The organism is Planktothrix mougeotii LEGE 06226 (assembly GCF_015207485.1).
Classification (GTDB): domain Bacteria; phylum Cyanobacteriota; class Cyanobacteriia; order Cyanobacteriales; family Microcoleaceae; genus Planktothrix.
The window spans coordinates 18,606-43,813 of record NZ_JADEWU010000036.1 but is presented as its reverse complement, the minus strand read 5'-3'; the positions used below and the strand labels follow the sequence as shown (position 1 = coordinate 43,813).

The following is a 25,208-nucleotide window of genomic DNA, read 5'->3' as shown; positions in this document are numbered from 1 at the left end:
GTTTTTTAGTTTTGATTTCGAGGGTTATAGTTTAATGTTCAGTGGATAAAACCACGCTAATTGCTGAGGCTAACGACGTTCCACACCAAGGGCACCCTGAATTTAACTGTTGATAAGAGGAAACGCGATCGCATTTGGAACACTGTAAACCATATTGTACAGGATTTGGATAAATAATTGCTTGAGAGTTTGGTTCATTCGGGGAAAATAATTGGGTTGGGGGAATTAAAAAAGGGTCTAAAGAAACGGCGCTGACTTCCAGTTGTTGCTGTCCTAATTGGATCTGGTTCCCAAGGGTTAAAAGAACTTCACCCGTTATTAACTTTTGATGATTAATTAAAGGAGGATTTGTGTCTCGTAAATTTTTTAAATAAAAATTATGTTTAGCTTGATTAAAATAAATTTCAATATGTAATCCTGATACCGTTGGATGGGATAATACAATATCGCAGCGTGTTGGATCTCGTCCAATGCGAACAATTCCGGGATGTTGGCTGGGGTATTGATCATTTAGGGTTTGGGTACAGGAGTGACCCGCTTCTGTCCAAGTTAGGGTTAATTCGTTCATGGGGATTAATCATTAAAATAACGATTTCTATTTCGGTTGACTGAATGGGATTTCGGGTTATTCTTAACTTTCAATTTTATCCGAGTTGGCTGATTCAAGGGATCTTGTTCATAAAAAATAATGTAAAATAGGATCATCAGAATGTGAGTCTAATGAATCAGAAGGGGAAGAAAGCGATCGCACTTTTATCCTAAAGCCAATAATATTAATTCATTCAATTTTAATTTAACCTGTCATGAATAAACTATTAATTACAGGAGCAAGCGGTTTTTTGGGATGGCATCTTTGCCAACTGGCTCAAACTCAATGGCAAGTTTATGGGATTACCCATTCTAAAGTTATTAATATTGATAATATTAATTTAATTCAATCCAATTTAACAGATGAACAAGCTCTTAAAATTCTATTTCAAGAGATACAACCGGATGCAGTGATTCATGCTGCGGCTCAATCTCAACCCAATTTTTGTCAACAATATCCTGAACTATCCCATCAAATTAATGTTGCAGTTTCCCTTCTAATTGCTAACTTCTGTGCAGACTTAAATATTCCTTGTGTATTTACATCAACAGATTTAGTTTTTAATGGGTTAAATGCACCCTATCGGGAAACTGATTCGGTTTCTCCAGTAAGTTATTATGGAGAGCAAAAAGTATTAGCTGAACAGGGAATGTTAGAACGATACCCCAGAACAGCAATTTGCAGAATGCCGTTAATGTTTGGGAATGTTCCTTCCCATGCAACCAGTTTTATTCAACCGTTTATTCAAGCTCTAAAAGACGGAAAAGAGTTAAAGTTATTTGTCGATGAATTTAGAACTCCCGTGAGTGGAACAACGGCAGCTAAAGGATTATTATTAGCCTTAAAAACAACTCAAGGAATTCTTCATTTAGGCGGGAAAGAACGTCTCTCTCGTTATGAATTTGGCAAACTCATGGCTGAGATTTTAGAGCTTCCTGCTGATTTGATTAAACCTTGTTCTCAAGCAGAGATTAAAATGTCTGCACCCCGTCCCCCGGATGTTTCTTTAGAAAGTTCTAAAGCGTTTAATTTAGGATATCAACCCTTATCTATTCGAGAGGAATTACAACTTTTAAACCGTTGATCATCATCAAATTTCACGTAGAGACGTGCCATGGCACGTCTCTACACTAGACTGCTTTCTATCATCTTGAAGTCCTGGGATAATTAATGATATTCTGCTATAATAGTTTAAGCAGGAATGATCGATGATTTTGAATACCCTTGTAATTGAAGTTTAGCTACTTCCTGAACTTGAGGATGAGGATCAATAGCTAGGGTTTTTAAGACAGAAATGGGGGTATTGGGGTGTTGAGCGATCGCATATTTCACCAACCAAGAATTAGAATATTTAACATTTTCTATTATTGTTGATAAGAGTGATGGAGACGTTTGAGAATGTAATAAAATAATCGCACGAATCACCGGAGGAGAAGTTTTAGCATAATAGGCAATTAAATGTCCTACTCCTTCTGAAGTTTGAGCTAAAGATTGAGCAGCAATTGTCCGAATTTGGGCTTCAATATCATATAATAACCCCTGTAAAATTACCCTTGGGGTCTGGGAATGAGCCGCTAATAATAGACGAGTTTCATGGGAACATTCTGATAGTTGTTTCCCTAATAGTCCAGGTTTATTACAATCAGTAGCAATTTCTAAGATATCCCCAAAATTATTTTTTTTTGCTAATTTTTTAAGAGATGCTTCCAACAAGCTTAGTGATGGTTTTAAATAGCGAATATTATTGACTCTTCCGTTAAGATTTAATCCATCAATAATAAAATCAGGGAGTAACTCTAGTTGAAATAACTGATCTAAATAATTGCTATCTTCAGACCCATTGTGATAGAGTTCTGCTCGATCAATTAATTCTTTTTTTACAGATTCATTAAACCCTGACATCATAATACTACCCCTTTGTGTGATTAGGATTCATAAGAATGGTGTTAAATTTAGAGGGAAGATGAAGGATAAAAAACAAGGATTATTAGAGGTACAAAATTCTATATTTAACCTTTCAATACCACTAATTTAGTGTGAAATTGAGGACTGACGGGATTAAATTAAGGGGGAGATGGAGGAAATTCAGGCTTCCCTGATTTCTCAGTGAATCAATGAGGATTTGATGAAAGTTTTAATACAGCTAAAACATTGGGATTTGGATGGTTAGCCGCCCATTTAAAAAAACTATCTGGGGCTGTCTTAAACTGAACCAAAAGACGAATTGTTGAGAGGGGAATTTGATGTAATAATGGGGAATCTGTTGAACATAAAATCGAAAACTGAGGATTACTCAAAATAGGTTTAGGAAACTCATTGAGTAATTCAATTAAGGTTTCTCCAGGGGTATTGGGATTAGTCGCAACCAGATGGCGAGTTGCCACGTCCACACTCATTCCCAAGGCTTTTAACACCTCTGGGGGGGCATTAGAATTATTGGCAACCAGTCGCGCTAATTCTATATTTTGTTGAGCAAGTTCGACTAAACGTTCGCCAGAAGTTGTCGGGTTTGCTGCTTCATGTTGAAGAATAATGCACTCTGGTAAGATCATGATGTTGACAACGTTTAGGGGTTAAAAAATTAACATCACCTTTAATCGTCTACAGGTAATTTAGATTTAATTTGTTCGACAAAGGCTTTATGATCAACAACAGGTTTAGGAATATAATCATCAGCACCACTTTGAGCTAAAAAGTTTTCTCGATCACCTGTTGTCGCATGGGCAGTGACTAAAATAACGGGTAGTTTTGCTGTTTCTGGGTTGGCTTTTAACATTTGGGTAATTTTAATCCCATCAACGGCTTTCCCGTCGTAATAACTATTCGTTAAAGACACATCCATTAAAATTAGATCAGCTTGTTTATTAACCGCCATTTGCATCACGGTTTCCACATCTTCGGTGTGTTTAGCCACTAACCCACCCCGTCTTGTTAAAATTCGTTCAAAGACTTTCCAATTAATAATATTGTCTTCAACCACTAAAACGGTTCTCATCATGGTCTTGCCCCTCCAATAAACCCAATTTCATCTATCCATCTATACCTTAAGTGTCTTCTATAACCGTCAAACCGTCGATAGGGATAAGTTCAGGAGTTTTTAAATTCTTCCTCTGACAGGATACAATCTTTCTTAGCAAGTCAGGCTAGAAAAGGATAGAAAAGTTCAGGATTACATCGTCGAAAGGTCGTAGAATAGGTATTTTCTATGTTGAGCGGGTGTGGAGGAAAAATTCTCTTGAATTATTAATATATTCTGAAGACGCTGGGCTTTACATTAAAGTTTGTTGACAAGAACAGCATTCTTCAGGATTCATAATGGTACTTACAAGAAGCTATAATAATTTCTTCGTTTGTTACTTTATAAACTAAACGGTGTTCATCATTAATTCATCTTGACCAAAATCCACTTAATTCATGTTTTAGAGGTTCTGGTTTTCCTAAACCCCTAAAAGGAGAGCGATCAATATCTTTGATTAACTCAATAATTTTTGCATACATTTTTTTATCTAAAGAAGCCCACTGATTGAAGTCTTCAAAGGCAGAGGCTTCAAACATAACTCTCCTTTTCATAGACTATCTAAGCTAACCTCAACAAGATTTTGCTGAGAATTAATATTCTCTACCGCTTGCAATAATTTTTCTTGGTTTGCAGGAGAAGCCATTAAATAAGCCGTTTCATCAACTTCAGAAACAATAATCTCAATTTCTTTATCTCGAAACGTAGCTTTTAATCCTTCTAAAAAGTTTTGATCGAGTTCATTGGCGTTAATACGATAAATTGTTTGCATAGAAAAGCTAATTACTCAACTGTAGCAATATTTTAACATAGGGGTATAAACAAAGAGTCAGTTAAGGGGTGAATCAACTTAAAGGTTAATCGTTATTCTGTTTGTGCAATAACTCAATGCTTAATCCAAATCATAGGCTGATAAGCATTGTTGGTTTTTTGCTGAAAATCTTGATACTTATCTAAAGGAGTTGTTATTAAAAAATCATAATGATTTTTGAGATTATCATTATAACTCTGAGTATAAAATTGATACAGATTAATAACTTCTTGTATTTCTGACTCAGTTAAAATTCTTCGAGGATTAAATAAACATTCTTGATAAATAAAAAAGAGAATAGCTTTAGATGATAAAAGCTTATTGATTTCATGAGATTCTTGAATCCGATTTTTTTGTCTAGTTAGATTTTGCTGTTTTAAGTAAATCGCTGTTAGATAAGCTTTGAATAAATTGATATAAGCTGAGTAGATAATGTAAATCTGATCTAAGGATAAGCTGATTTGCTCCTGATTGTTATGAAGGCTAATTAATTCTTTTAGATGATTTTCCTGTTTATCTAATAATAGTTCTATACTTAAAGCTGTATTTTCACTAAACCCATAATCTTCTAAAAGCTGAATCAAGCTTAATGAATGTTTGATTAAGAGTTTACTCTCGGATAAAAGTTTACGCTGTTCATTTTTAATTAAGCTTTCGATCTGATTCTGAACAGTAAATAATTGCTTGTCAAGGTTGTCTAACTTGGAGCTAATTAGATAATAACCGACTAAATTAACGCCTAAATTAACGCCTGCTAAAGCAATATTAATCGCAGATAAACTATGAATCTGTTTAACAAGGGTTAAAGTTTTTTTGATATCAATCGAGTTAACAATAACAGTCCCAGCAGACGATAATACAATTTCTGCATAGGTGGCTACATCACTACAAGCTAAGATTTGCTCGGCGTGAGCAATAACTTCCTGAGTAGCAGTATTTCTAGCAATACCACTAGCAAAGTTAATCGTTACCTCTCCTAAATAATTCAGTTGAGGAAATTGTTTTAAAAGCTGATCATACATACTGTTGATTTCCTGATAATCTAGGTAATTTATTTTGAGATATGTTAGTATAGATAAAAAGTATTGTCATCACCAATAACACTTCATCCCTTTGCTTAAAAAACTTAGAACCTGCTAATAATGTTGCAACCAAACCAACACCTCCAGCAATTCCCCATCCAATCGGGCCTGCTACAACTCCTAAACCCCCTAGAAATGCAGCCAAATTTATGCCTAATACACCTAAAATGGTTGGTAGTACAACAGTAAATAAGAAACCCGTTACTAAATAGTTAAATAACAAACCAGCGACTATTGGTAGTGCAGCACCTAAAACCACAGGGGCAGCACCACCTAAAATAGCTTCTATCATAGCTTTATTTAATATTTTATCCGTTAGCTTAAAATGGAATTTTACTGAGGTTTCCTCTTGAATTTTTTTGATTAATTGTTGTTTCTCTTTTTCTCCTAATGATTGAAATACAAACAGTAAAATACTGCGTGAGATCGCGGCTAATTGATTACTGATTTCTGGGGCTGTATCAATCTTATAAATTTCTGCTAATATCAGGTTTTTTTGTCTCTTTAAATTATTATCTTTTTCCTGTGTTTTTTGTAAAATAGAGGTTATGTAGCCCTGCCAACAATCAATAATGTCTTGATCATCAACCTTTTTAAGACCTTTTACAGACTTAGTATGGTTTTGCAGAAAACTGTAGATTGTATCTATCATTTTCTGCCTCTCAGTAGGAAAAATATTAATATTGATCAGATTAAGGTTATTAAAAATATTTTTGAGTTGTTCGTCTTTTAGAGATTTTAAATCAGATTTTATAAAAGCATTCATAATCGAACCCCTGGTTAATCATCAACATAAGCCAATTTATATTTTATTTATAAAATCTTAAAACGTCAAGTAAATTTAGGATTTAACTTTTAATACAACCTGTATTAGCAAATGTATGTATTTACACGGATTTCTGATAACATAAAAATTTCCGTATTTATACGGCTGATCAAAGCCAGAGTTATATTTTAATATATTAAAGAGTTTGGTAAAAATAGCTTTTATTCAAAACATTATCGATTTTTACAAAAATCACCAGATAGTTTTGATACAGTGATTAAATGCAAAACTCAAACAGGTTCGATAATAATATTAAGGCGTAATTATGAGCGATAAGTTTCCTGAAAAAGTTGCTAAGGAATCTATTCTTGCTTTTGTAAGAGGCTTTTTTAATGAGCTAGGAGCTATTTTATTAAGGGTTTTATTTCCATTCAATGTAATCCTAGAATTAGGGGGAAAATTTCTGGTATCTGTAACTACGGCTATAGCCAGTTTTGCAGCTTTATTCGTCGATGATCCTGATAGTAATGATGATCCTGGCGGTTTTGCAGCTTTATTCGTCGATGATCCTGATAGTAATGATGATCCTGATAGTAATATTGGAGATATTTGATATTCTAATATTAATTTTGTTAGGTGTAGAGCGATCGCTTTTCTGACTGGTTCATGTGTTGGAATGCGATCGCAGCTTATAAAATTTACTAAGATGCTATAATAATATTACGTTATGGCTAACATTTGTGACCTCAATTTAAAAAATTAGTGCTACGATTAACACAAATCTCTTTAAGTGTTGCAAAGTTCGATCATGCAGATTAAAGTTGAAGTTCCAGATGAATTGGCAATGCGGTTAAATCCATTGCAAGAGCAGTTAACACAAATTTTAGAACTGGGTTTGCGAGAGTGGAGTGCAGATGCTCAATCTGGATTTTCTGGGTTGGCAGATGTATTAGAATTCTTGGCAAATCTTCCCACTCCAGAGGAAATTTTGGCGTTGAAGCCGTCGGAAACATTACAACACCATATTAACAATTTGCTGGAAAAAAATAGAACCATTGGGTTGACGGCTGAAGAGGAACGATCATGGCAACAATATGAATATATTGAACATTTGGTGCGGGTAGCTAAGGCTAAAGCATTGCTGAAACTTAAGGAAGCGAAAGCATGAGCAAGGCTTATGTTTCTGCTGCTCTCAAACGCTTGGTTTGTAATCGTGCTAATTTTGCTTGTGAGTATTGTTTGATGCCAGAAATTTCTGTGTTTGTACCCCATGAAATCGATCATATCATTGCGGAAAAGCACGGTGGACAAACGAACGAAAATAATTTGGCGTTGGCTTGTACAATCTGCAATAAATATAAAGGAAGCGATCTGGCTTCAATCGATCCCATGAATGGAGAAATTGTAAGATTGTATAACCCTCGTTGCGATCGCTGGCGTGACCATTTTAAATTAGAAAAAGGTGAAATTATCCCGTTAACTGCGATTGGACGAGTGACAGTAAAATTGTTACAGATAAATCGTCCAGAGCGAGTTGAGGAACGAAAGTTACTATCACAAGCAAATATTTTAGATATTCCAGAATTCTAGCGCACTTTAATAAAGATAGTTAGTAAAGTGCGATCGCCCTTTTTAAAAGAGCGATCGCTTTTCTGATTGGTTCCTGTGTTGGAATGCGATCGCCCCTTCTCAATAAAGAGCGAGCACTAATTAATATTTAATTTATAACAAGCTAATAAATTCATCCACTGTTAAACCTGAAGATCTAATAATAGATCGTAAGGTTCCTTTATCAAGTTCTTGATGATTAGGGACAACCAACTGAGCTACAGGATCATCTCGAAACATTGAAATATGACTTCCCCTCTGACGCACAATATAAAAACCTGCTTTTTCCAATGCTCTCACGCATTCTCGACCAGAAATGATCGGTAATTTACTCATACCGCTACTACCATAATTTCAAAGGGATCTTCTGGCAGAGGTTGCCCTTTTTCTTGACACACTTCAATATAAAGTTCAATCGCTTCCTTAATATTTGTTAACGCTTCTTCTTTGGTTTTTCCTTGACTAATACAGCCTGGTAAACTCGGACATTCAACTACCCAATAGCCACCTTCACCCGGATAAATGATCACTTGTCTCATTAGAATTTCCTCCTTTTTTAGGATTATAGCGCGATCGCGTTGTACGCATCTACAAAATATCTTGTTTGTTATTCAGACAGCAACTTACAAAGTTTTCGGCTAATTTCATCCTGTGTATTTTCTGACAACTGACCCAGTTCACGCAAGATAATAGATGAGCGAACTGTAACCAAGAAATCTAGCTTTAGTGTTGAAGATTTGCGTAACCCAGAAGCCGTAAAATCAGAGTGATCAGTATTTAGTACAATATCTGTTTCTGTTATATGAGTTGGAATTGTACTGGTAATTAACGCTAGAATAATATGATTATACTGCCCAATCGGATTGGTAAGACAAACCGCAGGACGGACTTTTGTTGCAGATAAATCATCAAATGGAAAAGGCACTAATACAACTTTACCTTTAGTCATAAAACGGCTTTCCATCAGTAATGGTGTAAATATCTTCTTCAGGGTTTTTTAGAAAGTCAAAGGCGGGATTGTTAGCAACTGCATGAAGCCATTCTTGAGTATTAGGTTCACTACCATTCTGTAAATCCTCTCGATCTTTCCACATTCCCACACAAGGATCATCTTTAATAGAAATAAAAGACTTTTGAATTGGGGGTTGTTGACTCGCTAATTGTTTGTCTAGGTTTTGTCTTTCTTCTGGTGTTAATGAAGAAATAATTTGAACTAAAGAATCGATGAGTTTATGGTTCATATTCTTTCAATTCCTCAATAATCTTATATTAATTCTAGCGCGATCGCTCCCTTGTTTTCACACTTCAGGGCTACTAAAGATTGAATTAAAATTTAATTAAATAAATAAGTTGATCGAAACTTGAAAATAATCAGCCATTGCTTTTGCTTGCACCTTACTAATAGAACGTTTACCATTAACAACTTCAGAGACAACATCACTTGAGCCAATAGCACCAACTAAATCGCTTTCACAAGTTCCACTCATTTCCATCAAATGTTGTAAGATCTCGTAGGGTGTAGACTCATCGATGGGATACTGTTCTGATTCGTAGGTTTCAACTAACTGAACCAGCAATTTTAATAACGCTCGTTCTTCAGGGGTGCGAGTTTTAGCAAAGGTTAATCGTTCAACAATGGCTAAAATACGATCATACTCCTCCTCCGTTTCAATCACTTGAGGAGTGACTTCAGCTAACAAATTGCTATAAACAGTTTTATCAATAGTAAGGGTCATTTTTCCACTTGCCTTTATCATATTCGGCATGAGTCAGAAAATATTTGTAGTAAACGATCTGTTCTTCGTAGTCGATACCTACAATTTTTAATTTTATCATTTATTTAATCTATCGTCAAGTCTTTACAGTTATTAATGATCACTTGTCTCATTAGGGTTTCCTCGTTTTTTTATGATTATAGCGCGATCGCCCTTTAAAAAAAGCGATCGCCTTCTACCACACTATAGTCAGGACGGGGAAACCCCGCCCCTACAGAGAGGATTAAAGTGCAGTTATTCAACCCCTTCAATGGGGGCAAAACCTTGACGTTGAATGTTTTCTGTGATGTGACGGGGTTCTAAGAATTGTAATAAATAATCGGGGCCACCCGCCTTAGAACCCACACCCGAAAGTTTAAATCCACCGAAGGGTTGACGGGAAACAATTGCCCCCGTAATGCCTCGGTTAATATACAAATTTCCCACTTCAAATTCAGCTTTTGCCTTCTGAATATGGGACGGCGTTCTGGAATATAAACCCCCCGTTAATGCAAAATTAGTGCCATTGGCAATATCCAACGCTTCCTCAAAATTTTGAGCTTTAATCACTGCTAAAACGGGGCCAAAAATTTCCTCTTGGGCGATTTTTGCCGTCGGTAAAACATTAATAAAAACCGTTGGCCCCACAAAATAACCTGTTTCCGGTGCAGCAACTTGGATCGCTAATTCTGCTTCTTGTTTGCCAATCTCAATATATTCTTTAATCTTCTGTTGAGCATTAGCATCAATCACCGGGCCAACCTGCGTACTGGGTAACACCGCATTTCCCACATTTAAAGACCGCACCGCCTCTGTTAACCGCTTGATAAACGCCTCATAAACAGGTTCTAACACCACCACACGGGAACAGGCGGAACATTTTTGACCCGTATACCCAAAGGCAGAATACACCACACCTGCCACTGCTTGGTCAAGGTCGGCACTTTCATCAACGATAATGGCGTTTTTGCCCCCCATTTCCGCAATCACCCGTTTCAGGTGTTTTTGTCCGGGTTTGAGTAGTGCCGCTTCAGCATAAATCCGGCATCCCACCTCCTGGGAACCCGTGAAGGTAATCATGTGAACGTCCGGGTGTTGTACCATGTAGGAACCCACCGTTGAACCTTTTCCGGGGACAAATTGGAACACTCCGGGTGGCACACCTGCATCCACTAACACTTCGGTAATTTTAGCCGCGATCACCGATGACACTTCCGCAGGCTTCAATAACGTGCAATTCCCCGTGACTAAAGATGCGACCGTCATGCCAACGGGAATGGCCAGGGGGAAATTCCAGGGGGAAATAATCACCGAAATGCCACGCGGCTGATAGTTATAACGGTTGGTTTCTCCAGCAGTATCATACTGGTAGCCCTGATCTAACCGTTCCATTTCATCGGCATAATAGCGACAGAAATCAATCGCCTCGGACACTTCCGCATCCCCTTGATGTAGGGGTTTTCCGACTTCAAACGCCATCCACGCGCATAACTCCGCCCGTCGTTGTTCAAATAGTTCGGCGGCTTTGCGTAGCACACCTGCCCGTTGTCGGACTGGAGTATGCCGCCATGCTGGAAAGGCAGCTTTCGCGGCTTGAATGGCGGTTTCCGCTTGTTCAACGCTAATTAACCCAACTTTCCCCACAATTTCTGAAGGGTTAGAGGGGTTTAAGGAGTCTATCATTTGGGCGGTATTGATATATTGACCATTAATGAATGGTTGATAGGTTTGTCCTAATTGTTGACGTACAATTTCTAACGCCCGTAACCCTTTATCCCGTAATGCAGCATTAGAAAAATCCGTATCGGCTGCATTGGGAAATACAGGTTTCCAAGTCTCAAAAATATTGCTATTTGGGTTATCTTTGGGGGGAGATAATAACTCTTCAATAGGGCGATTTTCTGAACTTTGACGCACAAAAGAACTATTGGCTGTATTTTCTAATAACCGCCGAATTAAATAGGACATTCCGGGTAATAAATCTCCATAGGGGCAATACATTCTCACCCGATATCCTTTCTGCACTAAAGCTTTAGCAAGTTGGTCGCCCATGCCATATAAAACCTGCATTTCAAAGGCACGGCGAGGTACATTTAAGGTTTCTGCAATGGCGATCGCTCTCGCTTGTGAACGGACGTTATGGCTACCAATAGCCGAATAAATATATTGATGATTTTCTAACATCAATTGGGTTAACCGTTCAAAATTAGCGTCCGTTGCAGCTTTATCATTATAAACGGGTTGGGGCCAGTCGTTCTGCATAGATTTAATGGTTTCTTGATCCCAATACGCCCCTTTAACCAAGCGGACACTAACAGGATAACCCCGCAATTTCACCCATTCTATAATGCCTTCTAAATCTTTTTGAGACTCTCGTAAATAAGCTTGCACCGTCATGCCAATATCCGTGCGGTTGCGGAATTCTTCTTCCATCAACAGATTTTTTAAAATGCTGAAGGTTAAATCTTTATAGGCGTATTGTTCCATATCAAAATGCACCGCCGCCCCCAATTCTTTCGCCCGACGCAATAAAATTCGGATACGTTCACCAACTTTTTCTTCACTTCCTTTTGCATCTAAGGGGTCAAATTGAGAATAAAATGCGGTTAATTTAACGGAAACTTGAACTTTAGGAATAGGCTGTCCATCAGCTTCATCAATTTGGGGAATAGTTGACCATTTTTTAGCCGCATCGCTGAGACTTTCCATCAATTCTAAATAATTATTGAGATAAGATTGCGCCTCTGTTTCAGTAATAACAGCTTCCCCTAATAAATCAACCGTAAACGCCATTTTATCTTTGCGTAACTGTTCTAAAGTTTTAATGACTTTAGGAATATTAGCACCTGCAATATATTTTTGGGCTAAGGTTTCTACCGCAGGCGCTACCGTTGTCGCCGCTAGTTGTCCGGGGAGGGAGTCAGGGTTAGCAAAATTGAGTAATTTTTTGAGAACATCAGGAAGTTCAACTTCTTCTGTTGTTAGATATTCTTGTAAATGGGCTGCAATTTCAGGTTTACTTCGCAATGCGGGTAAACAATCAATAAAATGGAACAATTGCACTCGTAAACCGGGGTTTGACATTGCCCAGTCCATGAGTTTATCATCGAAGCGCATTTGGTCTTGTAACTGACCAAACAATGAGCGTTTTTTCTCTTGGGTCGCTGCAAGTAGTTGTTTAGCAATCTCTTGCGTTTTGGCTTCGTAAGTGTCAGGATATTGTGCAACCACCGTTTAAAGTCTCCAATTAAGATACAGCACAACAAATGGGGGAAAATGTCAGGATATTTTGACAATTCTTTCCCCGTGTTAGTGTTTTGGTTTATTACTTCTATTGTACGTCTAAAGGGGTGACTGGATTGACAACAGAACTTTTAGGCTGCTTTTATATTGACTTCAACACGAATATCCATCCCTGCTTTAGCTATCATTATTACTAATTTATCAATACTAAATCTTTCGATATCGCCATTCATCAAATCACTAATGCGAGGTTGGGTTTCACCAAAAAATACAGCCGCTTGCTTTTGAGTCCATCCTTTTGCCTGAATGAAATGTTTAATTGTTAACATGAGATCAGCACGAATTTTGAGATTGAGAGCTTCTTCAGGCGCGAAGCCTAAATCTTCAAATACATTAGTGTGACCTTGAATAATTTCGGGAACTTGATTCTGGCTCATTTGTCCATTCCTTCTTTATGAAACTGTCGGTATTGCAACATTTGTTGATAACGCTTTTGTCCAATTTCTATATCTCTTTTTGAGGTTTTTTGAGTCTTCTTTTGGAAGGCATGGAGTACATAAATAGCTTCCTCAAACCGGGCAACATAGAAGATGCGATAAGCATCATCAACTCGAATACGGATTTCTTCAACTCCTAAACCAACAATAGACATTGGTTTAAAATCGGAAGGTGTCTCTCCACTTTGAATAGCACGAAGTTGAAAACCTGCTTTACGACGGGCTGACTCTGGAAAACTTGATAAATCTTCTAGGGATGATCCTATCCAGCGAATGGGTTTATCAGTCATATCTTAGTATATACCTTATTTGGCATATATGAGATGATATGACGGTGCGATCGCATTCTAAGAACTCCGAGACTTACACAACTGGCACAGCTTTTTTTGAGTTGTTTTTCTTGTTAAAACAGCAGGCGGAGCCTGCAAAATAGCATTGCTAGGTTCCACCTAGCAACGAGGGGATGAGGAGAATTAAGGACTGGTTAATAATACATAAAATCGCTTATTTCTTTTTAGCCAATAGGCGATCGCTTCTGAAAAAATATCATTTAAGATTTGCCAATCATCAGGATAATTCTCAGCGAAATTTTGCCATTGATCATAAACAATCAAATAAGATGAAGCTTCAAACCAACTGAGATCAGTTAGACAATCTTCCCAAGCATCCCAATTATAGCCAAAATATTCAGGTAAATTCATTACCGTGCTGGCTGTTTTTAGAAAATCAGATTTATTGTTAATTGTACCCCCGTCAAAATAAAATAACTCACAGCCATACTCTTGACAAAATTGAGATAATTCTTCTGGCGAAATATCTAAGGGAAACTGATAAATATTCGGTTGACTTTCACCTTGTATCAGGTTTAATATTTGATTCATTGTCTTAAAACCCTAAAAAAACTTTGATAATGGTTGCTGGTGTAATAAATTTCCCCCTGAATACCGACAACAAAGCGCCTTGCTCCCCGACTTCTTTCCCCTGGAGTCGGTATAGTATATTCCCGATAATAGCCATTGGGTTTATTGGGTAATAATCTTTCTCGGTTAAAGAAAGTTGAGCCATCTTTTTCAGGGTAAGGGAAAGGGCCTCCTTGATCAATTAATTTTAAAGTATTCCGGGCTTCTGCTGGCAGTTGACTTAAATTAACAGTTGGAACTTGAGCAATAATGGTTATTTCCGTTGCGGAAACCGGAGAAAAGTGAAAATGATGGGTAATGGTAACAGTAAAACCGACTAAGCAGGTCAGGAAAAAGATCAATCCTTTTCTGAAAAAAGACATAATTCTTGACTCAATACCTCCTGAATCTTATTCTTGATAATATCATGATTCCAGCTATTTAAACCCTGATTTTTATTAATTTTCTTATCTAAAAATGTCGATATTTGTCATATAATTTACATTATACAGCAACCCTAAATAGATTGTAATATTTTATTGTAGGGGTGATGTCCTGCTAAACCCTCTGGGGATCTGGGTTCCCCAACCCCTACAGTTATTTTTTACAAATCAGATAGGATTGCTATATTAAATAGTTGATAAAAAGTTAGAAAATATGTTAAAAAAATCTTCCGTTTGGCGATATTCGTGGATTGTACTTATGTTTTCCTGGGGTCTTCAGGCTTGTCAATTCTTGTCTCCCCCCCCTAAACCCGATCCGGTTTTTAACCTAACATCAAATGCCAATATAAACTATCAACAACTCAAACAATTATTAGCAGAGTATCGCTGGAAAGAAGCGGATCAAGAAACCTTTAGAATTTTACTTAAACTGAGTAACCGACAAGCCGAAGGTTGGTTAAGTCAAAGGGATGTAGAAAGTTTAGCTTGTGAGGATTTACAAACCATAAATCGATTGTGGAATTATTATAGTGATGGTCGGTTTGGGTTTAGTCAACAGGAAAAAATTTGGACATCTTTAGGAGGAATAATTGGTAACTATACCCCAGAGATGGCGGAGAAATTTGGCGATCGCGTCGGTTGGCGTCGGGGGGGTCAGTGGCTAAAATATGATCAACTGAATTTTTCCCATCGAGCCCCCGATGGACATTTACCTGCTACCACCGGAAACGGGGTCAGTGGGGGGGTTTGGAATGGGGTCGCCTCAATTACCCATCGAGTCAAATACTGTGCTGTTATTGATGCGTTAGCGACGGGTCAATGGATTAAAGCAGACTTAAAAACCTTAGAATTGTTTGAAAAGTACCGGATTCCAATTGAAAATTCTCCTCATGTTCCAGCGCCGTTGGTAATTTCTGAAATTCCCTGTTCTGAACTCCAGGGGGTTGATCAGCTATGGGTAAAATACTCTAAGGGGCGGTTTGGTTTAAGTGTTCAAGGTAAAATTTTAAAATCCATCCGTCATTCTTCGGAGAAACTCGAAGACCATTATGAACAATTTGAACAAGCGGTAGGTTGGCGCATTGATCCTCGTGATATGACCTACGAGAAAGGTGATCCTAAAACGGTTCCCTTGGGACATTTTCCCTATCGATTAGGTCACAGTTATGATACCTTTGGTTCAGGTTTTAACCGGACTTGGCGACTGTCTATTAACCCTAATTGTGGGTTTTAAGTGTATTATCGTCTTCTCCGACTTCGACTCCGACTTGAACTTGTAGAAGAAGTATTTCTCTTCCGTCTTAACTTGTAGTCATCATCATCGTCATCTTCTTCTACAATAATGACCGGGCGAGAAGCTTCTAATTCTTGAATAATTAGGGTTAATTGTTGCGTCTTAGCATCTCCACTATTTCCTAATAATTCCGAGGCTTTTTTAAAGTCAGCGATCGCTTTTTCGGTTTCATTTAATTCGCGATAAATGTAGCCTCGATCTAAATAAGCATTGGTATGATTGGGATTCAATTTAATCACCTGAGTATAATCCCATAGGGCGAGACTATAATCTTTATTTCCTAAATATTGCTCTCCTCTCAATAAATAGGCTTCGGAACTTTCAGGATTAATTTTAAGGGCTTGATTAAAATTAGCGATCGCCGATTGATGACTGTTTAATCGGGCATAAACAGCCCCTCGATTCAAATAGGATTCGATTAACCCTGGATTTAATTTTGTGGCTTGGTTTAAGTTGTGAAGGGCTTGTTGATATTGACCAAGTTCTATTTGTTTGAGAGCTTTGTTATTCAGTTGAACGGCTTGATTAGCTTGTTCTGCTCGATAACGAATTATAGCATAATTTTGCTGATAACTAATCAATTTTTTTTGAGCTTCAGGATAGACATAGGTGGTTTTAGGAATTGCCTTTAATAAATCAATTACTTGTTGCCATTGTTGTTGAGCATCTAACCAAACCTGGGCTGGATGGGGAGGATTTTGAACGAGAACAGAAGCTGACATGGCTAACTTTTGAGCCGTTTCTAAATTCTCTAACGCCTGGGTTTGAGGTTTTAATTGTGTTTCAAGTTTTTCTGCTTTTGATCGCAGGTTTTGCAGTTGGAAAGGTTCAGGAAAAATTGGCAATTTGGGTGTATGCTCTAAACGCTCACTTACCGCAGCGAGTTGATTTTTTGCAACTTTTAAAGTATTCAGATCTGACACTTTTTTAGATTCAAGTTCAGAGATTTGAGTTTGGATTTGAGTAATGATTTGTTCTTGTTGAGAGTTAATCCATTGCATTCCTAAAAATGTAGTCACACCGAAAACGGCTAATCCTCCTAAAATTACCTTGCCTATACCCATATTTCCCCCTGGCACTAAAATGAATTGTACAATAATGCTAGACCGATAAAATTGTTGTAAAATTTCATCAGTCTTTTAATAAACAGTAGCAGTTGGGGATGTGGGTTTAGGCTGTTAACAGGACTGTTAACTTAGCATAATTTCTATTTTAAAGCATATTTTTTAAAACAACGATCATATTTTTACATAAATTTACTTCTTCCCGCCTCCCCTTCCCCGTTATACCTAGTAATTTTTATAAATTTATGATCTGAAAGTAAACATTTTATTTTTATCAAATAAATATTACTTTGTCAAAAAAACAAGAAAAATAAAATTTTGTACATCAAATTAAAATATTAGCGTTAAAGTCCCAATCTCTATCTACAGAGGGATTTATCTTTTCTGTTATAGAAATTAACCTCAGAATAGTTAAAACCAGTTAAACAGAAGATTAAGATCAGGTTGATCTTCCAAAGCCAGAGTACAACCAGCAAACACGCATCTCTACTTTTCGAGAACCCTTTATAACACTTTCCTCCGTTGCTGCTATTGTCATGACAGGAGATTTTACTGTGTCTAATTTTAGAAAAATTATCCCGACCCAAACGACATTAACGTTACTCAAATCCTATGTACCCTTTTTTAATAAATTTTTGAGTTTCAGAGGACGACAAAGTGTTCCTGCTCATGGGTTGACCAGGGATATTTCTCCCCAAAAACGGAATCAAGCTTTTTTAAATTTGCTGAAGTTCTATGTTCCTTTCCTGAGCATTTTAATTGGGGCTGGGTTGCAGAATCGTATTCCTGTTCCCCTATTAACAAGAGATATTTTTGCGATTGCTAACCTATCTCCTTTTACGGGATTTATCTCAAATTTAAGTGTTTTTACCTGGGGTAGTAGTGGGGTGATTTGTATTTTTTCATTTTTTATTCTGTCACCGATTAAGAACAAAGATAAAAAGTTTAAAAATTTTATTGGCTTATCCGGGGTAATTTCGTTTTGGTTCATGTTGGATGATTTCTTGATGTTACATGAGGCGCTACTTCCTTACTTTTTGAAAGTCCATGAAAATGTTATTCTAGGTGTTGAGTTTGCTTTACTTTTTTTACTCTTAATTTACTATATAAATATCATCTTAAACTCTACTCAATTTCAGATTTTAGGAACGGCTTTACTTCTTTTCGGGGTCTCTGTTTTTATAGATATTTTACCTCTTAATATTGATTATAATGGATCTAAAAGTAACTGGTTTTTTTTATTAGAAGATGGCAGTAAACTGATGGGAATTGTAACCTGGCTTTTTTATTTTTCTCATATTTGTTATCAACAAATAGTCAAAGAGCGAAAGCTTCTTGCTTCAGACTTTAATTCACCTTCCTAGTCAGGATTAAACCGCAGAATAAGAGGTTTCAAAAGCTGCCAAAAATCAAATCATGAGTTTAATCAGCCATTCAAATTGATTTGACTATCAAATTGTCATATTTCTGGGTTGTGATCGCTTTTTTGAAATTCACTTGTCTCCGTTCCCAGACAGTTGTATAATGGGCAGCCATCCCCCTTGTACTCAAGAGTTGAATTCTGGGTGCAAGATCGCTTATTCCTTGTGTGGTTTGCACCCTAATGATTAAAAGACGCCAATTTATTCCTCTATTTTTATCAGGAATTACCTTTTCTTTAGTAGTAGCCTGTAATTCCTCTCAACCTTCTGGAACTAACACAACTTCGAGTCCCAATTCAACTACAACCACCAGTCAAAATGCTAATGGAATTCCCCTCGGAGTTGTTCTTGCCCAAACCAGTAACGCCGCATTATTAGGACAAGAACAAGTGATTGGCGCGAAAATGGCAGAACAGTATTTTAATCAACAAGGGGGTGTCAATGGAACCCCAATTAAATTAGCACTACAAGATGGCGGAGGCGATGAACAAAGCGCGATTAATGCCTTTAATACTTTAATTACTCAAGAGAAAGTTGTGGGAATTTTAGGCCCTTCTTTATCTCAACAAGCGTTTGCCGCTGACCCCATTGCAGAACGAGCAAAAGTCCCGGTTTTAGGCCCTTCTAATACGGCGAAAAAAATTCCACAAATTGGGGATTATATTGCACGGGTTTCTGCTCCCGTTGCGGTGGTTGCTCCTAACGCAGTGCAAGCTGCTTTAAAACTCAATCCCAACTTAAAAAAAGTTGCGGTTTTCTATGCTCAAAATGATGCGTTTAGTAAATCAGAAACAGAAACCTTTCAACAAACCGTTAAAGATTTAAACCTAGAGTTAGTCACCGTTCAAAAATTCCAAACCACCGACACCGATTTTCAAAACCAAGCCACTGCTGCTATTAACTTAAATCCTGATTTAATTATTATTTCTGGACTCGCTGCTGATGGCGGAAACTTAATTAAACAGTTACGACAACTCGGTTATCAAGGATTAATTATTGGCGGAAATGGTTTAAATACCTCTAATATTTTACCCGTCTGTCAAAAAGAATGTGATGGGGTGATTATTGCTCAAGCTTATAGTCCTGAAATTGATAATCCCATTAATAAAACTTTCCGAGAAACCTATGTAGCTGAAAATAAAAAAGAACCGCCTCAATTTACCGCCCAAGCCTTCGCCGGAATTCAAGTGTTTGTAGAAGCGTTAAAAGCGGTTGACCAGAAAAATAAAATTAGTAGTTTATCTTTAGAACAACTAAGAGAACAATTAAATCAAGCCATTTTATCAGGAAAATATGAAACAGTTTTAGGCAATATTTCCTTTACGCCTGAAGGGGAAGTCGTACAAGAAAAATTTTATGTTGCCCAAATTAAAATGGATGAAACGGGAAAAAATGGCAAATTCACCTATTTAAAATAACGCTGATATCCTCGTTCCCCTGGTTCTACCAGGGAACATCATTCAGGAGGTTCTACCTCCTATAATAAACCAGCAGGCGGAGCCTGCAATACAGCATTGCTAGGTAGAACCTATAGCAACGAGACAACGAGAGAAAAAACTAACTATGGATTTGAATTTGTTTTTGCAATTATTTTTAAATGGTCTATCAATTGGTAGTGTTTACGCTATTTTTGCATTAGGATATACCCTGGTTTTTTCAATTTTAGGGGTGATTAATTTTGCTCATGGGGCTATTTTTACCTTGGGAGCTTATTTTACCTATACGTTATCCGGGGGAGTTTTTGGGTTTAATGGATTATTAGCCAATGGAAAATTACCCTTTCAATTGCCTTTTTTTCTAGCCTTAATTTTAGGCTGTATTCTAGCGGGATTAGCCTCTATTCTGTTAGAACGATTAGCTTTTAAACCCTTAAGAGTTCGAGGGGCTGATCCCTTATTAACCCTTGTTTCTAGTTTAGGGGCTGCGGTGGTAATTGTCAACGTCATTCAATATTTAGTTGGGGCAGAAATTTATACCTTTCCTGATAATATTTATGGGAATATTCCCGCCGCTATTAATTTTGGAACTGCGACTCGACCGATTATGATTAGAACCGTACAAGTGATTATTTTTGGAGTTTGTGCGGTCATCGTTGCTTTGTTAACCTATCTGGTGAATGGAACGAAAATTGGCAAAGCGTTACAAGCCGTCGCCGAAGATGAAACCACCGCTAGTTTATTAGGAATTAACCCCGAACAATTTATTACATTAACCTTTTTTGTCAGTGGAATTTTAGCAGGATTAGCAGGAACCTTAGTCGGGTCTAGTGTTAGTATTGCGGGGCCATATTTTGGGATTGGTTTTGGGTTAAAAGGGTTAGGAGTGATTGTTTTAGGAGGGTTAGGGAGTATTCCGGGGGCGGTAATTGGAGGGTTATTATTAGGATTAGCAGAAGCCTTTGTTCCTCCTGATTTTTCCGGGTATCGAGAGGCAATTTCTTTTGCTATTCTGTTTATTATGCTATTAGTTCGACCGGAAGGATTGTTAGGACGTAAACGGATTCAAAAGGTATAATTGAACAGGGAACAGGGAACAGGGAACAGAAGGGAAAAGAAAATAGGAAATAGGGGATAGGAAAAAGTAATTGGCTATCCGAACAATTATTAGTAGCAAACATTAAAGGATGAAATATTAATTAAAATTTATGATTAATTTTTTCAACACCTATGGATTTTTAATCGTTTCCATGCTATTTGGAGCGGTTCTTGGGTTATCTGTTTATTTACCCTTAATGGCGGGTCAACTTTCCTTAGCGACCCCTGGATTTTATGCGTTAGGGGGTTATATTGCTGCGATTTTATCAACTCAAGTTTTTAAATTCACGGGGACTATTTTTCCTTTTCCATTTCTGGTGTTAGAACTCATCATAACGGCTCTAGTTTCTGGTGTTTTAGCCATAGCATTAGGAATTCCGGTGCTGAGATTACGGGGGATTTATTTAGCAATTTCAACTATTGCTTTTGTCGAAATTTTAAGGGTTTTAGCGTTAAATTTAGAGATAACCGGAGGGGCGGTTGGTATTTTTGGAATTCCTCAACCCTTTGCAACTCCCTTAGAATATTTATGGGTAGCCATTCCCTTGTTAATTCTGAGCATGGTCTTTTTATACCGCTTAGAAAAAATTAAAGCCGGACGAGCGTTTAGTGCCATTCGAGAAGATGAATTAGCCGCCGATTCGATGGGAATTAACCCCACTTATTATAAAGCATTATCCTTTACTTTAGGGGCAATTTTAGCCGGATTAGTGGGAACCATTAGTGCCCATTTTCTCAATACTTGGAATGCGCGTCAAGGAACCTTTGATAGTAGTATTATTTATTTAGCTTTTGTGTTAATTGGAGGGTCAAGAACCTTTTGGGGGCCAGTTTTAGGGGGAATTATTCTCACCGCCTTACCGGAAGTATTACGGGGAATGGGGGGAATGAGTAGTTTACCTCTATGGTTAGCTCAATTTTTACGGGATGGTCGTTTAATTATTTTTGGGGTGTTATTGGTTTTGGGTTCAATTTTTTATCCTCAAGGCTTAATTACCCCGGAATTATTAAATAAAATCGCTCGAAAAAATCCGTTTCGGGGAATTTTAAACAAACAATCCATTAAAGGTTAACCGATGAGTTCATCAACAGTACAACCCATTTTAGAAGTACAAGGTTTAACCCGATATTTCGGCGGTTTATTAGCGGTTGATCAGGTATCTTTTACCGTTCAAAATCAAGAAATATTCGGTTTAATTGGCCCCAATGGAGCCGGAAAAACCACATTATTTAATTTAATTACTGGGTTAATTCCGCCTTCTAAAGGTTCATTGATTTATCAAAATAATCCCATAACTCAATTAAAACCTTATCAAATTGCAGAACAAGGAATAGCCAGAACTTTTCAAAATCTACGGTTATTTGGTAATTTATCGGCTTTAGAAAATGTAGCGATCGCTCGTCATATTCACAACAAATCTAATCTGATCTCAGGGATTTTTGGTTTACCCCAAGCGGTTAAAATTGAACAAAAAAACTATGAGAAAGCTAGAGAATTATTAGCCATATTTGGATTAACAGATCGAGTTGAACAAAAGGCTTGTAATTTTGCCTATGGCGACCAAAGACGCTTAGAAATTGCTCGTGCGTTAGCCTTAGAACCGAAATTGTTATTATTAGATGAACCTGCGGCGGGAATGAACCCCAGCGAGAAAAAAGAACTGAGTGATTTAATTCGACAAATTGCTAAACAATTTCAGTTAACGGTCATTTTAATTGAACATCATGTTCCTTTAGTGATGGGGTTGTGCGATCGCATTGCGGTTTTAGATTTTGGCAAATTAATTGCATTAGGAGAACCGGAAATTGTGAGAAATAATCCTGCGGTCATCGAAGCTTATTTAGGAGATGAATAAATTATGTTAGCATTAGTGAATGTATCTGTTAATTATGGTTCTATTCAAGCTTTAAAAGACATTAATCTTGTAGTCAATCAAGGAGAAATTGTCACCTTAATTGGCGCAAATGGGGCAGGTAAAAGTACCACGTTAAAAACGATTTCGCGCTTAATTAATCCTGATCGTGGAAAAATAATTTATCAAGGAAAAGATATCACGAATTTCCGCCCTGATCAAGGGGTGAAAATGGGTATCGCCCAAAGTCCAGAAGGTCGGAGAATTCTATCTCGACAAACCATATTAACCAATTTAGAATTAGGAGCTTATAGCCGCAGCGATCGCTTAGGAATTAAAGCAGATATTGAAAAACAATTTATCACCTTTCCCCGGTTAGCAGAACGAAAACATCAATTAGCAGGAACCCTAAGCGGTGGTGAACAACAAATGTTAGCGATCGCCCGTGCGGTGATGAGTCGCCCTCAGTTATTATTATTAGATGAACCCAGTTTAGGATTAGCACCCCAAATTGTTCGAGAAATTTTCTCTGTGATTCGTCAACTGAATCAATCCGGTGTTACAATTTTATTAGTCGAACAAAATGCCAATTTAGCCTTAGAAATTGCCGACCGAGGTTATGTTTTAGAAGCGGGTTGTTTAACGTTAACTGGAAAAGCTTCTGAGCTATTAACTGATGAACGAGTCAAACAAGCTTATTTAGGTTAAAAAATCAATCAACTAAAAAATAACTGTAGGGGTTTGGTTTCCAAACCCTCTAGGGTCTGGGTGAGAGATAATGTGGGAGATTAACCCGAAGCACTGATATAATTTTGGTTTCCAAACCCTCTAGGGTCTAGGTGAGAGATAATGTGGGAGATTAACCCGAAGCACTGATATAATTTTGGTTTCCAAACCCTCTAGGGTCTGGGTTGGGAGGGACGCCACCCCTACCATGAAATATTACTTTTATCATTATTAAAATTCAAGCTTGAACTTGAAAATAATGGTAAAGATTAGCAACGGTTAAATCGGGTACTTCTTCCCAATTTTTAGGGGCTAATCCATTTAAACCTGTGGCGATCGCTTTATTAAAAATATAAGATTCATAATCTCGGCGTAATTCCGGTTTAACGATAAGTTTTAATTGATCTCGTAAAGCCGAATAGTGAGATTTTTGTTTTAATTCTTCATAGATTTGCATTTCTAAGGGTTTTACAGCTAAGTCATTTTGCGGTAATTCTAAATTAACCGCTTCTGATGTTCCAGGTTCTAACATTGCTAATTGTTCTCGCTCATCAGCCGATAAACTTTTAAACCAATTGGTATGATTTTGCCAAGATTTTAAGGCGGTACAATCATGAATTTTAATGCGGGCGATTTCAGGAAAGAGAAAATCAAGTTCTTCCTCTGAACTACATTGATTAATAATATTTATTAACTCTTGATGAATTTTATTTTGAAGTTGTTCCAGGTGTTCATTAACTGCTGTTAATTGATTTTGAGCTTGATAAGCGGCAATAATAGCTTGTTCAATCGCCCAAGCGCATTCCATTCGACGCAGTTGACCCGCAGCACAGGTATTTTCTAATAAATGGGGGTTAGAGTAGTCAGCTAAAGTATCATAGAGAGTATTTAAAACTCCTTGAATTTGATTATTTCTATCATTAATGTCTTCAAATTTCATCGCTAATTTAAACCGATCTAAGGCTATGATGAATTTGCCATAAGCTTGTATTAAAATTAATCGATGGCTATTATATTTAATATCTTCTGCAACTTCATCAATACGTTTAATAATACTGTCTCCCTGATCTTTTAAGGCTGATTTGAGATCAATAAATCCTCCCGTTACGGTTAATTTCAGTTGTTTGATATCTTCTCTTAACTTTAAAGTTTGATATAAATTCACCGCAGTAAGAACACCCGTTACCGCCACACCCGCACCAATAACCGCAGTTGTTGATTGTAGAACTCCCAAACTGGCTTGTAACTGGTTAATTCCTTGATAGGTTTTCTGAAATCCTCGATGAACCTGATACATTTGGGCTAAACCCATACCCACTTCCACAGGTGCGGTTATGGGTGCTAGGGGACTATCATTCATGATTGTACCAATGGCGTGACCTGCAAACTGACCCGCATTGGCTGTTCCTTTCGCCCATCTAACCATACTTAAAGGGACTCCTGAGTTGGAAGAAACTAACTCATAGACACCCTTGGCTAAACCTTCTTGAATTGCAGGGGGAAATACAAATTGCATGGAAGGACTGAAAAAAGACATCATTTTTGACCTAACTCTTTAATTATTGTAAACTCATAATCCTCTAAAATTTAACAAATATTGCTAAAATT

The 25,208-nt window shown here is 37.3% G+C and carries 31 protein-coding genes and 1 pseudogene; 11 read left to right on the top strand and 21 right to left on the bottom strand.

The window, feature by feature from the left end:
- Nucleotides 1-31 precede the first annotated feature (31 nt).
- A complete protein-coding gene (locus IQ236_RS15670; protein ID WP_193870135.1) occupies nucleotides 32-568 on the bottom strand; it encodes an FHA domain-containing protein in 537 nt (178 codons plus the stop codon).
- Between the two features lie 235 nt (nucleotides 569-803).
- On the opposite strand from IQ236_RS15670, the gene IQ236_RS15665 reads away from it, so the two are divergent.
- Nucleotides 804-1,673, top strand: a complete 870-nt coding sequence (locus tag IQ236_RS15665) for an SDR family oxidoreductase (protein WP_193870132.1) — start codon at nucleotides 804-806, stop codon at nucleotides 1,671-1,673.
- Nucleotides 1,674-1,780: 107 nt separating this feature from the next.
- Here the strand turns inward: IQ236_RS15665 and IQ236_RS15660 are convergent, their stop codons facing one another.
- From IQ236_RS15660 to IQ236_RS15630, 7 genes and pseudogenes are all read right to left on the bottom strand, one after another.
- Entirely contained in the window at nucleotides 1,781-2,494 is a 714-nt protein-coding gene (locus IQ236_RS15660; protein WP_193870130.1) for a hypothetical protein, read from the bottom strand.
- A gap of 206 nt (nucleotides 2,495-2,700) precedes the next feature.
- A complete protein-coding gene (locus IQ236_RS15655) occupies nucleotides 2,701-3,141 on the bottom strand; it encodes a variant leucine-rich repeat-containing protein (protein WP_193870128.1) in 441 nt (146 codons plus the stop codon).
- A gap of 41 nt (nucleotides 3,142-3,182) precedes the next feature.
- On the bottom strand, nucleotides 3,183-3,584 hold the full coding sequence (locus IQ236_RS15650) for a response regulator (protein ID WP_072716897.1): 402 nt from the start codon (nucleotides 3,582-3,584) through the stop codon (nucleotides 3,183-3,185).
- Nucleotides 3,585-3,892: 308 nt separating this feature from the next.
- Nucleotides 3,893-4,144, bottom strand: a pseudogene (locus IQ236_RS15645) (Txe/YoeB family addiction module toxin).
- An 11-nt stretch (nucleotides 4,145-4,155) separates the two neighbouring features.
- Nucleotides 4,156-4,377: a hypothetical protein gene (locus IQ236_RS15640; RefSeq protein WP_193870126.1), complete on the bottom strand. Its 222-nt coding sequence runs from the start codon at nucleotides 4,375-4,377 to the stop codon at nucleotides 4,156-4,158.
- A 113-nt stretch (nucleotides 4,378-4,490) separates the two neighbouring features.
- Nucleotides 4,491-5,438 (bottom strand): hypothetical protein, encoded by a 948-nt coding sequence (locus IQ236_RS15635; RefSeq protein WP_193870124.1) that lies wholly within the window; start codon nucleotides 5,436-5,438, stop codon nucleotides 4,491-4,493.
- Nucleotides 5,431-6,264 carry a YjgN family protein gene (locus IQ236_RS15630; RefSeq protein ID WP_193870122.1) on the bottom strand — a complete coding sequence of 278 codons (834 nt, stop codon included), beginning with the start codon at nucleotides 6,262-6,264 and terminating at the stop codon, nucleotides 5,431-5,433. The genes IQ236_RS15635 and IQ236_RS15630 overlap by 8 nt, the downstream gene beginning before the upstream one ends.
- A gap of 325 nt (nucleotides 6,265-6,589) precedes the next feature.
- Here IQ236_RS15630 and IQ236_RS15625 point away from each other — a divergent pair, with 325 nt between their 5' ends.
- From IQ236_RS15625 to IQ236_RS15615, 3 genes are all read left to right on the top strand, one after another.
- Nucleotides 6,590-6,877, top strand: a complete 288-nt coding sequence (locus tag IQ236_RS15625; RefSeq protein WP_193870120.1) for a hypothetical protein — start codon at nucleotides 6,590-6,592, stop codon at nucleotides 6,875-6,877.
- Between the two features lie 195 nt (nucleotides 6,878-7,072).
- Nucleotides 7,073-7,432: a hypothetical protein gene (locus IQ236_RS15620; RefSeq protein WP_193870118.1), complete on the top strand. Its 360-nt coding sequence runs from the start codon at nucleotides 7,073-7,075 to the stop codon at nucleotides 7,430-7,432.
- Nucleotides 7,429-7,854, top strand: a complete 426-nt coding sequence (locus tag IQ236_RS15615; RefSeq protein WP_193870116.1) for an HNH endonuclease — start codon at nucleotides 7,429-7,431, stop codon at nucleotides 7,852-7,854. The genes IQ236_RS15620 and IQ236_RS15615 overlap by 4 nt, the downstream gene beginning before the upstream one ends.
- A 132-nt stretch (nucleotides 7,855-7,986) precedes the next feature.
- On the opposite strand, the gene IQ236_RS15610 is transcribed toward IQ236_RS15615, so the two are convergent.
- From IQ236_RS15610 to IQ236_RS15560, 11 genes are all read right to left on the bottom strand, one after another.
- Complete coding sequence (locus IQ236_RS15610; protein ID WP_193870114.1) at nucleotides 7,987-8,208, bottom strand: type II toxin-antitoxin system HicA family toxin; 222 nt, start codon at nucleotides 8,206-8,208, stop codon at nucleotides 7,987-7,989.
- Nucleotides 8,205-8,411, bottom strand: coding sequence for a type II toxin-antitoxin system HicB family antitoxin (locus IQ236_RS15605; protein WP_193870111.1), 207 nt, complete (start codon nucleotides 8,409-8,411; stop codon nucleotides 8,205-8,207). The genes IQ236_RS15610 and IQ236_RS15605 overlap by 4 nt, the downstream gene beginning before the upstream one ends.
- Before the next feature lie 68 nt (nucleotides 8,412-8,479).
- Nucleotides 8,480-8,821: a type II toxin-antitoxin system PemK/MazF family toxin gene (locus IQ236_RS15600; RefSeq protein ID WP_193870110.1), complete on the bottom strand. Its 342-nt coding sequence runs from the start codon at nucleotides 8,819-8,821 to the stop codon at nucleotides 8,480-8,482.
- Nucleotides 8,814-9,113, bottom strand: coding sequence for a hypothetical protein (locus IQ236_RS15595; RefSeq protein ID WP_193870108.1), 300 nt, complete (start codon nucleotides 9,111-9,113; stop codon nucleotides 8,814-8,816). The genes IQ236_RS15600 and IQ236_RS15595 overlap by 8 nt, the downstream gene beginning before the upstream one ends.
- Nucleotides 9,114-9,209: 96 nt before the next feature.
- Nucleotides 9,210-9,608, bottom strand: coding sequence for a helix-turn-helix domain-containing protein (locus tag IQ236_RS15590; protein ID WP_193870106.1), 399 nt, complete (start codon nucleotides 9,606-9,608; stop codon nucleotides 9,210-9,212).
- Complete coding sequence (locus IQ236_RS15585) at nucleotides 9,592-9,708, bottom strand: type II toxin-antitoxin system HigB family toxin (RefSeq protein WP_228041667.1); 117 nt, start codon at nucleotides 9,706-9,708, stop codon at nucleotides 9,592-9,594. Before IQ236_RS15585 ends, IQ236_RS15590 begins: the two co-directional genes overlap by 17 nt.
- A gap of 173 nt (nucleotides 9,709-9,881) precedes the next feature.
- Complete coding sequence (gene pruA / locus IQ236_RS15580) at nucleotides 9,882-12,857, bottom strand: L-glutamate gamma-semialdehyde dehydrogenase (RefSeq protein ID WP_193870105.1); 2,976 nt, start codon at nucleotides 12,855-12,857, stop codon at nucleotides 9,882-9,884.
- 143 nt (nucleotides 12,858-13,000) lie between these two features.
- A complete protein-coding gene (locus tag IQ236_RS15575) occupies nucleotides 13,001-13,306 on the bottom strand; it encodes a helix-turn-helix domain-containing protein (RefSeq protein WP_193870103.1) in 306 nt (101 codons plus the stop codon).
- A complete protein-coding gene (locus IQ236_RS15570; RefSeq protein WP_193870100.1) occupies nucleotides 13,303-13,656 on the bottom strand; it encodes a type II toxin-antitoxin system RelE/ParE family toxin in 354 nt (117 codons plus the stop codon). Before IQ236_RS15570 ends, IQ236_RS15575 begins: the two co-directional genes overlap by 4 nt.
- 183 nt (nucleotides 13,657-13,839) lie before the next feature.
- The gene (locus IQ236_RS15565) at nucleotides 13,840-14,247 is read right to left on the bottom strand and encodes a barstar family protein (RefSeq protein ID WP_193870098.1); all 408 of its coding nucleotides are present in this window, start codon (nucleotides 14,245-14,247) and stop codon (nucleotides 13,840-13,842) included.
- Nucleotides 14,244-14,648 (bottom strand): ribonuclease domain-containing protein, encoded by a 405-nt coding sequence (locus tag IQ236_RS15560; protein ID WP_193870097.1) that lies wholly within the window; start codon nucleotides 14,646-14,648, stop codon nucleotides 14,244-14,246. The genes IQ236_RS15565 and IQ236_RS15560 overlap by 4 nt, the downstream gene beginning before the upstream one ends.
- A 319-nt stretch (nucleotides 14,649-14,967) precedes the next feature.
- Between IQ236_RS15560 and IQ236_RS15555 the strand changes: the two genes are divergently transcribed.
- A complete protein-coding gene (locus IQ236_RS15555) occupies nucleotides 14,968-15,942 on the top strand; it encodes a GUN4 domain-containing protein (protein ID WP_193870095.1) in 975 nt (324 codons plus the stop codon).
- 5 nt (nucleotides 15,943-15,947) lie between these two features.
- Here IQ236_RS15555 and IQ236_RS15550 read toward each other — a convergent pair whose 3' ends face one another.
- The gene (locus tag IQ236_RS15550) at nucleotides 15,948-17,066 is read right to left on the bottom strand and encodes a tetratricopeptide repeat protein (protein ID WP_193870093.1); all 1,119 of its coding nucleotides are present in this window, start codon (nucleotides 17,064-17,066) and stop codon (nucleotides 15,948-15,950) included.
- Nucleotides 17,067-17,740: 674 nt separating this feature from the next.
- Here IQ236_RS15550 and IQ236_RS15545 point away from each other — a divergent pair.
- The 6 genes from IQ236_RS15545 (at nucleotide 17,741) to IQ236_RS15520 (ending at nucleotide 23,582) form a co-directional block, all read left to right on the top strand.
- Nucleotides 17,741-18,430 (top strand): hypothetical protein, encoded by a 690-nt coding sequence (locus IQ236_RS15545; RefSeq protein WP_193870092.1) that lies wholly within the window; start codon nucleotides 17,741-17,743, stop codon nucleotides 18,428-18,430.
- A 239-nt stretch (nucleotides 18,431-18,669) separates the two neighbouring features.
- The gene (locus tag IQ236_RS15540) at nucleotides 18,670-19,905 is read left to right on the top strand and encodes an ABC transporter substrate-binding protein (protein ID WP_193870090.1); all 1,236 of its coding nucleotides are present in this window, start codon (nucleotides 18,670-18,672) and stop codon (nucleotides 19,903-19,905) included.
- Between the two features lie 145 nt (nucleotides 19,906-20,050).
- Entirely contained in the window at nucleotides 20,051-21,001 is a 951-nt protein-coding gene (locus tag IQ236_RS15535; RefSeq protein ID WP_193870088.1) for a branched-chain amino acid ABC transporter permease, read from the top strand.
- A 130-nt stretch (nucleotides 21,002-21,131) separates the two neighbouring features.
- Nucleotides 21,132-22,094, top strand: coding sequence for a branched-chain amino acid ABC transporter permease (locus tag IQ236_RS15530; RefSeq protein WP_193870087.1), 963 nt, complete (start codon nucleotides 21,132-21,134; stop codon nucleotides 22,092-22,094).
- A 3-nt stretch (nucleotides 22,095-22,097) separates the two neighbouring features.
- Entirely contained in the window at nucleotides 22,098-22,877 is a 780-nt protein-coding gene (locus IQ236_RS15525; RefSeq protein WP_193870085.1) for an ABC transporter ATP-binding protein, read from the top strand.
- Nucleotides 22,878-22,880: 3 nt separating this feature from the next.
- Nucleotides 22,881-23,582 carry an ABC transporter ATP-binding protein gene (locus IQ236_RS15520; RefSeq protein ID WP_193870083.1) on the top strand — a complete coding sequence of 234 codons (702 nt, stop codon included), beginning with the start codon at nucleotides 22,881-22,883 and terminating at the stop codon, nucleotides 23,580-23,582.
- A gap of 256 nt (nucleotides 23,583-23,838) precedes the next feature.
- On the opposite strand, the gene IQ236_RS15515 is transcribed toward IQ236_RS15520, so the two are convergent.
- Nucleotides 23,839-25,140 carry a hypothetical protein gene (locus IQ236_RS15515; protein ID WP_228041666.1) on the bottom strand — a complete coding sequence of 434 codons (1,302 nt, stop codon included), beginning with the start codon at nucleotides 25,138-25,140 and terminating at the stop codon, nucleotides 23,839-23,841.
- Between the last annotated feature and the right edge of the window lie 68 nt (nucleotides 25,141-25,208).

What these genes read in the sequence shown, in the direction of transcription:
- IQ236_RS15670 (WP_193870135.1), bottom strand. Translation starts at nt 568, where the DNA reads ATGAACGAATTAACCCTAACTTGGACAGAAGCGGGTCACTCCTGTACC.
- IQ236_RS15625 (WP_193870120.1), top strand. Translation starts at nt 6,590, where the DNA reads ATGAGCGATAAGTTTCCTGAAAAAGTTGCTAAGGAATCTATTCTTGCT.
- IQ236_RS15535 (WP_193870088.1), top strand. Translation starts at nt 20,051, where the DNA reads ATGGATTTGAATTTGTTTTTGCAATTATTTTTAAATGGTCTATCAATT.
- IQ236_RS15620 (WP_193870118.1), top strand. Translation starts at nt 7,073, where the DNA reads ATGCAGATTAAAGTTGAAGTTCCAGATGAATTGGCAATGCGGTTAAAT.
- IQ236_RS15530 (WP_193870087.1), top strand. Translation starts at nt 21,132, where the DNA reads ATGATTAATTTTTTCAACACCTATGGATTTTTAATCGTTTCCATGCTA.
- IQ236_RS15650 (WP_072716897.1), bottom strand. Translation starts at nt 3,584, where the DNA reads ATGAGAACCGTTTTAGTGGTTGAAGACAATATTATTAATTGGAAAGTC.
- IQ236_RS15665 (WP_193870132.1), top strand. Translation starts at nt 804, where the DNA reads ATGAATAAACTATTAATTACAGGAGCAAGCGGTTTTTTGGGATGGCAT.
- IQ236_RS15660 (WP_193870130.1), bottom strand. Translation starts at nt 2,494, where the DNA reads ATGATGTCAGGGTTTAATGAATCTGTAAAAAAAGAATTAATTGATCGA.
- IQ236_RS15520 (WP_193870083.1), top strand. Translation starts at nt 22,881, where the DNA reads ATGTTAGCATTAGTGAATGTATCTGTTAATTATGGTTCTATTCAAGCT.
- IQ236_RS15575 (WP_193870103.1), bottom strand. Translation starts at nt 13,306, where the DNA reads ATGAGCCAGAATCAAGTTCCCGAAATTATTCAAGGTCACACTAATGTA.
- IQ236_RS15570 (WP_193870100.1), bottom strand. Translation starts at nt 13,656, where the DNA reads ATGACTGATAAACCCATTCGCTGGATAGGATCATCCCTAGAAGATTTA.
- IQ236_RS15515 (WP_228041666.1), bottom strand. Translation starts at nt 25,140, where the DNA reads ATGATGTCTTTTTTCAGTCCTTCCATGCAATTTGTATTTCCCCCTGCA.
- IQ236_RS15590 (WP_193870106.1), bottom strand. Translation starts at nt 9,608, where the DNA reads ATGACCCTTACTATTGATAAAACTGTTTATAGCAATTTGTTAGCTGAA.
- IQ236_RS15605 (WP_193870111.1), bottom strand. Translation starts at nt 8,411, where the DNA reads ATGAGACAAGTGATCATTTATCCGGGTGAAGGTGGCTATTGGGTAGTT.
- IQ236_RS15555 (WP_193870095.1), top strand. Translation starts at nt 14,968, where the DNA reads ATGTTTTCCTGGGGTCTTCAGGCTTGTCAATTCTTGTCTCCCCCCCCT.
- IQ236_RS15655 (WP_193870128.1), bottom strand. Translation starts at nt 3,141, where the DNA reads ATGATCTTACCAGAGTGCATTATTCTTCAACATGAAGCAGCAAACCCG.
- IQ236_RS15630 (WP_193870122.1), bottom strand. Translation starts at nt 6,264, where the DNA reads ATGAATGCTTTTATAAAATCTGATTTAAAATCTCTAAAAGACGAACAA.
- IQ236_RS15595 (WP_193870108.1), bottom strand. Translation starts at nt 9,113, where the DNA reads ATGAACCATAAACTCATCGATTCTTTAGTTCAAATTATTTCTTCATTA.
- IQ236_RS15635 (WP_193870124.1), bottom strand. Translation starts at nt 5,438, where the DNA reads ATGTATGATCAGCTTTTAAAACAATTTCCTCAACTGAATTATTTAGGA.
- IQ236_RS15540 (WP_193870090.1), top strand. Translation starts at nt 18,670, where the DNA reads ATGATTAAAAGACGCCAATTTATTCCTCTATTTTTATCAGGAATTACC.
- IQ236_RS15565 (WP_193870098.1), bottom strand. Translation starts at nt 14,247, where the DNA reads ATGAATCAAATATTAAACCTGATACAAGGTGAAAGTCAACCGAATATT.
- IQ236_RS15615 (WP_193870116.1), top strand. Translation starts at nt 7,429, where the DNA reads ATGAGCAAGGCTTATGTTTCTGCTGCTCTCAAACGCTTGGTTTGTAAT.
- IQ236_RS15585 (WP_228041667.1), bottom strand. Translation starts at nt 9,708, where the DNA reads ATGATAAAATTAAAAATTGTAGGTATCGACTACGAAGAACAGATCGTT.
- IQ236_RS15560 (WP_193870097.1), bottom strand. Translation starts at nt 14,648, where the DNA reads ATGTCTTTTTTCAGAAAAGGATTGATCTTTTTCCTGACCTGCTTAGTC.
- IQ236_RS15610 (WP_193870114.1), bottom strand. Translation starts at nt 8,208, where the DNA reads ATGAGTAAATTACCGATCATTTCTGGTCGAGAATGCGTGAGAGCATTG.
- IQ236_RS15550 (WP_193870093.1), bottom strand. Translation starts at nt 17,066, where the DNA reads ATGGGTATAGGCAAGGTAATTTTAGGAGGATTAGCCGTTTTCGGTGTG.
- IQ236_RS15600 (WP_193870110.1), bottom strand. Translation starts at nt 8,821, where the DNA reads ATGACTAAAGGTAAAGTTGTATTAGTGCCTTTTCCATTTGATGATTTA.
- IQ236_RS15525 (WP_193870085.1), top strand. Translation starts at nt 22,098, where the DNA reads ATGAGTTCATCAACAGTACAACCCATTTTAGAAGTACAAGGTTTAACC.
- IQ236_RS15640 (WP_193870126.1), bottom strand. Translation starts at nt 4,377, where the DNA reads ATGCAAACAATTTATCGTATTAACGCCAATGAACTCGATCAAAACTTT.